This window comes from Nocardiopsis halotolerans DSM 44410 (genome assembly GCF_000341065.1).
Classification (GTDB): Bacteria; Actinomycetota; Actinomycetes; order Streptosporangiales; family Streptosporangiaceae; genus Nocardiopsis; species Nocardiopsis halotolerans.
Map to the genome: position 1 here is coordinate 57488 of NZ_ANAX01000054.1, position 6488 is coordinate 63975.

4 protein-coding genes are annotated in these 6488 nt (G+C 71.4%); all 4 read left to right on the forward strand.

Annotated elements, in window-relative coordinates; all coding sequences use genetic code 11:
- Positions 1-59: 59 nt before the first annotated feature.
- The 4 genes from D455_RS0104485 (at position 60) to D455_RS0104500 (ending at position 6342) form a co-directional block, all read left to right on the forward strand.
- Positions 60-3983, forward strand: coding sequence for a type VII secretion protein EccC (locus tag D455_RS0104485; RefSeq protein WP_017569569.1), 3924 nt, complete (start codon positions 60-62; stop codon positions 3981-3983).
- Between the two features lie 192 nt (positions 3984-4175).
- Positions 4176-5303 (forward strand): hypothetical protein, encoded by a 1128-nt coding sequence (locus tag D455_RS0104490; protein ID WP_017569570.1) that lies wholly within the window; start codon positions 4176-4178, stop codon positions 5301-5303.
- Between the two features lie 374 nt (positions 5304-5677).
- Positions 5678-6013, forward strand: coding sequence for a hypothetical protein (locus tag D455_RS0104495; RefSeq protein ID WP_017569571.1), 336 nt, complete (start codon positions 5678-5680; stop codon positions 6011-6013).
- A 38-nt stretch (positions 6014-6051) separates the two neighbouring features.
- Positions 6052-6342 (forward strand): WXG100 family type VII secretion target, encoded by a 291-nt coding sequence (locus tag D455_RS0104500; protein WP_017569572.1) that lies wholly within the window; start codon positions 6052-6054, stop codon positions 6340-6342.
- Positions 6343-6488 lie beyond the last annotated feature (146 nt).

The following is a 6488-nucleotide window of genomic DNA, read 5'->3' on the forward strand; positions in this document are numbered from 1 at the left end:
TCGTGATCGCGACTCCCCCGCAGATGCCGGAGAACCCTCCCGCGTCGAGCTCCGGCGCGATGATCATCATGCCGATCATCACCGGTTCCGGCTCCCTGCTGATGTCCATCACCATGGGGCACCGGCCGCTGATGGCCGTCGCGGGCGTGATGATCATGATGGCCAGCGTCGTCGTCGGCATCATCATGTTCGTGTCCCAGCACAACGGACCGCGCAAGCGCATCCGCGAGCAGCGCGAGCGTTACGTGGACTACCTCGACCAGCTGCGCGAGATCGTCCGGGACGTGACCGCCGTGCAGCGCGCCGACAGCGCGTTCCGCCACCCCGATCCGCGACTGCTCGTCGATCCGGCCCGCTCCCGGTCCCGCCGGTGGGAGCGGCGGGGCCCCNNGTCCTCCGACCCGGACTTCCTGGAGCTGCGCGCGGGCACCGGGACGCGTCCCCTCGCACGGCGGCTCACGCTCCGGCTCGACACCTCGTCGCCACTGATCGTCTACGACCCCGTGTGCCAGGGCGCGGCCGACCAGCTCATCGAGCTGTACGCGGACGTCCCCGAGATGCCGCTGGTCCTCCCGCTGCGCGAGTACGGCGTGGTGTCGATCGTCGGCGACCGCGAGGCCGGGCGTGGGCTGGCCCGCGCCCTCGTCGCGCAGATGGCCACCTTCCACTCCCCGCACGACCTGCGGATCGGTGTGGTGCGCGACAACAAGCTGCGCCCCCTGTGGGAGTGGCTGAAGTGGCTGCCGCACAACACCTTCGACGACGCCAAGGACGGGCCGATGCCCGCCCGGTTCGTGGCGGTCAACACCGTGCAGATCGCCGAGCTGCTCGCCGACGAGATCGAGCGGCGTACCGTCGACCTCCAGCGCCGTCGCGGCGCTCGTCCCGGACCCGGCACCCAGCGCCTGGTCGTCGTCCTGGACGGCGAGTACCAGTCGACCCTGTCCGGTCTGCAAGCGGAACCGCCCGTGGCCTCCCTGGCCGACCTCGGCATCCACGTGATCGCCCTGGTGGCGGACCGGCGCGAGGAGCCGGAGGCGGTGGACCTGCGGTTGACCATCGACGCCGACGGCACGCTGACCGAGGACGCCGAGCACGGGGACACGTCCGAGGACTCCCCCCACACGCCGCTCCGTGGCCGGGCGGACCGGTCCGACGTCGCCCACCTGACCTCCCTGGCCCGTGCCCTGGCTCCGTACGGCATCGCCGTCACCGACAGCGACGACGCCATGCACGCCACCGTCGGGCTCCCGGAGATCCTGGGTGTGGCCGACGTCGCCCAGCTGGACACCCGGCGGACCTGGCGCAAGCGCAGCACCGGCGACTACCTGCGTGTGCCGATCGGCGTCGGACCGAGCGGGAACACGGTGCTGCTGGACCTGAAGGAGTCGGCGTTCGGCGGCATGGGACCGCACGGCCTGGTGGTCGGCGCGACGGGTTCGGGCAAGTCGGAGATGCTGCGGACCATGGTGGCGTCGCTGGTCATCAACCACTCACCGGAGTCGCTGGCGCTGCTGCTGGTGGACTTCAAGGGCGGCGCGACCTTCGCCGACACCGACCGCCTGCCGCACAGCGCCGGGCTGATCACCAACCTCGCCGACGACGACTCGCTGGTCCTGCGTTTCCGCGAGGCGACCTTCGGCGAGCTGGTGCGCCGACAGCAGATCCTCAAGAACGCGGGCAACCTGCCCAACCTGCACGCCTACGAGGCCGCCCGGGAGAACGACCCCGAGCTGGAACCGCTGCCGCACCTGCTGATCATCATCGACGAGTTCTCCGAGCTGCTCACCGCGCACCCCGACTTCGCCGAGCTGTTCGTGGCCATCGGGCGCATCGGCCGGTCGATCGGCGTGCACCTGCTGCTGGCCACCCAGCGCCTGGAGTCGGGCAAGCTCAAGGGCCTGGAGTCGCACCTGTCCTACCGCGTGGGTCTGCGCACGTTCTCCGAGGCGGAGAGCCGCGAGGCCATCGGCGTGGGCGACGCCTACCACCTGCCCCCCGAACCGGGGTCCGGGTACCTGAAGGTGGACACGTCCGTCTTCGAGCGCTTCAAGGCCGCGATGGTGTCGCAGCCCTACGAGCCGCCGGTCCAGGAGGAGCGGGAGGAGCACGCGCCGGTGCTTCCCCTGCTGTCCTTCAACGGGCTGAACAAGGTGACCGGGGCGGGTTCACTGGTGGAGTCGCTCGTGGAGTCGATGCGGGCCAGGGAGGAGGAGTCCGCGCCGAAGGAGGACAAGCGCACCACGCTCCAGGTCACGGTGGACCGGCTGGTGGCGTCGGGCGCGGAGAAGGTGCGGCCGATCTGGCTGGAGCCGCTGCCGGAAGTGCTCACCCTCGACAGGGTGCTGACGGACCTGGGCGAGGGCGACGACCTGGAGGGCCCGGGAACCGAGCCGCGACCGTCGGACATGCGCGCCGTCATCGGCCTGACCGACATCCCCCGGGAGCAGCGGATCGTCCCGGCCGAGCTGGACTTCACCGGCGCCGAGGGCAACGTCATCGTCCTGGGCGGCCCCCAGTCCGGCAAGTCAACCCTGTTGCGCACGGTGATCGCGAGTCTGGCGTGGCGGTACCCGCCGGGACGGGTGGGCGTGTACGCGATCGACTTCGGCGGCGGCGCGCTCCAGGCCATGGAGGAACTGCCGCACGTGGCGGGTGTGGCCGGGCGGGCCGACCCGGAGAAGGTGCAGCGTGTGCTGGTGGACGTGCGCACCCAGCTGGACCGCCGTCAGCGCGTGTTCCGCAAGCACAGGCTGGACTCCCCCGCCGCCCTGCGCCAGGCGCGCGCGGACGGGACGGTCCCCGCGAGCGTGGTGGGCGACCTGTTCCTGATGGTCGACGGCTGGTCGTCGGTGCGCGACACCTTCGACGAGGCCGACGAGCTCCTGATGGACATCGCGACCCGGGGACCGTCCCTGGGCGTGCACACGATCCTCACCGGCGCCGCCTCCTCCCAGATCAGGTCCCGCCTTCAGGCGCTGTTCGGCGGCCGGTTCGAGCTCCGGCTGAGCGACCCGATGGACTCCGGCATCGGCCGCAAGGCCGCCGAGGCGCTGCCCAAGGACACACCCGGACGCGGCCTGACCCCGGCGGAGCACCACACGCACGTGGCCCTGCCGCGGGTGGACGCGGTCGCCAGCGACGAGGACGTCACCGACGGCATCCGCGACCTGGTCAAGCGGGTCGGGGAACGGTGGCCGCAGCGGGCCGTCCAGGGCGTCAAGACACTGCCCGCCAAGGTGGAGCTGGCCGACCTGCTCAAGGGGCGCCGCGAGCCCAGGGGCCGCCGCGACACCGAACTGGTGCTGGGCATGGCCGAGAGCACGCTGGCGCCGGCCACCACGAACCTGGCCCGGGACCCGCACCTGGTGGTGTTCGGCGACCCGCAGACCGGCAAGACCGCCCTCCTGCGCGGACTGGTCAAGCAGGTCGTGCGACGCCCGCCCACGCAGATCGGCGTGGTCATGGTGGACTTCCGGCGCAGCCACCTGGAGCTGGTCCCCGAGGAGCACCTGCTGGCCTACTGCACGAGCGCGGACCAGACCAAGGCGGTCGCGGCGAACCTCGCGGGGTCGCTGAAGGAGCGCCTGCCCGGCCCGGACGTGACCCCGAAGCAGCTGCGGGAACGCAGTTGGTGGCAGGGCCTGGACCTGTTCGTCGTGGTGGACGACATGGACATGCTGGGGGCGCGGTCGAACCCGCTCGCGCCGCTGGCGCCGTTCATTCCGCAGGGCGCCGACCTGGGGCTGCACGTCATCGCGGCACGCCGCACGGGCGGTTCGGCCCGGGCCATGTTCGAGCCGGTGCTCCAGGCGCTGAGCGACATGGCCACGCCGGGCATGATCTTCTCCGGGGACCGGATGGAGGGCCGTCTGGCCAACGGCACCGCGTCCAGGCAGCTGCCCGTCGGCCGCGCCCAGCTGGCCCGACGCGGTCAGCGCCCGGACCTGGTCCAGGTCGGGTGGAGCGAGCCGCCCGCGTGACCGGGGCGGCGACACCGCGCGGGAGGCCCCCGTCCGGGGCCACGGGGCCTCCCCCCACGCACACCCCGTCGCACCGGACCGGATAATGGGCACTCCGTCCCAGACCGAACCACGGCACGCTCGGGGTGGCCCCACCACCGCCTCCGCCCCTGTCCCCGTACCCGTTCCCGACGTTCCCCGAAAGGCAGCTCCATGCGGCGCCCCCTCGCCCTGACCACGGCCGTGTGCCTGCTCGCCCTCACCGCGTGCACGGGCGCGTCCGGCGAGTCCGACGGCCAAGCCGAGACCGTGGAGGAGCTGACCGAGACGGGCCTGTCCGGGCTGGCGCTGCTGCACCGCGGTTTCGAGGGCGGCGACCCGGAGACCGACCAGGTCCTGGTCTTCCACGACCCCGGGACCGGACAGCCGCTGCACAGCATCCCGCTGCCCGACGGCGCGGTCGACCCGATGGCCCCGGGGCTGCCCGTGCACGCCCAGTTCTCCCAGGACTGGCAGTACTTCGTCTACGCGACCGAAGAGCCCAACGCCGTCCACATCACCGCCCTCACCGACCCGGGGCGGGCCGACGTCGAGGAGATCTCCTACCAGCCGGTGGAGTCCATCACCCCCTCGGCGGGCGCGGTCCTGTCGCACCCGGTGATCCACGGCGAGCGGCTGTGGTACGTCGCCGAGACCCCGCAGGACGGCGCGCCGCCCCAGGTGCTGTCGGTGCCGTTGGAGGCTCCGACCGGCACCCCCAACCAGGAGGGCGGCCTCGCACTCGGCGAGAACCAGCGGCCCAGCGACTGGGCGCTGACCCCCGACGGTTCGCTGCACATCCGCAACAGCGTGCCGACCCGGCGGACGGACTCCCCCGGGAACGGCACCCTCGTCGTCAGGGAGACGGCGGGCAGCGTCGTCAACGCGACCCTCAACATCGACGGAAGCCAGTGGCAGTCCTTCGACAACTCCCTGGTGTGGGGGCAGGGCACGGCCCTGCTGCGCCCCGACACCGCCGACGGCGTGGAGCCCCCGGCGGGCGCGTACCTGGTGGCGGTGGAGGGGCGGAGCCACACGTCCACACGGCTGCTGGAGGAGAGCGACGGCCCGGTGGTGCAGTACGCGCCCGCGCCCGAGCGCGACGCGGTCCTGCTCCAGACCGGGGAGTCCTGGTTCCGGGTGGACCTGGCGGAGGGCGTGGTACAGGAGACCACGGAGGTCTTCCCCCGGTTCCACGACGCGTCCATGGGCGGCTGGCCGCTGGCGGTGCGCTGGGTCCGGGAGCCGGTGAGCCCCTCCCCGAGTGCGAGCCCCGGTGAGGGCGGTGGCGGCGATGGTTAGGAACCGCTGTGCGGAGGGGCCGACCGCTGGAAGGCACATGGCCGGAACCGGCCATCGCGGCGGCGCGCGCGGACGCCCCGGGCACGGCGCCAGGGCCCGTTCCGGGCCCCTTTCCGGCCCCCCGGGGGAACCGTCACGAGGAAACATCCGTCGTACGTGTTCGCTACCGTACGAATCGGCCTGGTCCACGCCGGGGGCTGAGCGAATCGTCACTCCGCCCGGCCGATGTCACGAAAAGCACACCTTCATTGACCGGGAGGTGAGATCCTTACTATCGTCCGTAATCTCCCCTCTTTCCCGTGATCACACGAATCCCTGGTTGAACGCGGCCGGAGGCGGAACTCCCACACCCCCGACTCCCCGGAAAGGCCCAGATGTCCCACGTCGGTCTTGAAAACGTCAACAGCCTCGCGACGGGTGGTGAGCAGCTCGGACAGGAGTCCGACGGCATCCGCACCCAGATGAACCAGCTCATCCAGGACATGAGCAACGACGCCGACTCCCTCCAGGGCGAGGCGCTCGCCCGCTTCCGTGAGGCCCGCGACCAGCTCACCGACCGCTTCGACGAGCTGATGACCTGGTGCAGCCAGAACGGCATCAAGCTGAATGAGGGGCAGCAGCAGTTCAACATCACCGACAGCGACTCCAGCTCCGGGTTCTCCCAGGCCGGAAACGACCTCGGCGGCCTCTCCCGCCCGGTCAACGCCTGAGGCGTTTCCCTTTCCCCCACTTTCCAGAAGGGTTCACCATGAGCCAGTTCGACGTTTACGGTAACGTCTCCGGCCTCCAGGGCATGGCCGAGGACCAGCAGGCCCACCTCGGCCGTTTCTCGGCGATCATGTCCCAGATCAACGAGCAGTCGGAGACCACCGTCAGCCAGTGGGAGGGCTCCGGCAGCTCCCAGTTCCAGGCCAAGGCCACGGAGTTCGACGCCCAGTTCTCCGAGGTCAACGCCGCCTTCGCCAAGGTGATCGCCGCGACCAGCGACACCGCGGACAACTACGAGAGGCTGACCCGCTACCTCGACGGACTGTTCTAGTAGGCTGGACCGCGATGTCGTCCCCATCCCCGTCGTCGGCCTCCGCGAACCCGGACCCGCAGCTCCCCGAGGCGTTCCACTACACGCCCAACGAGGAGAAGTACGTCCTCCAGGCGGACGCCCTGAGGCATCGGCAGGGGCGCCCG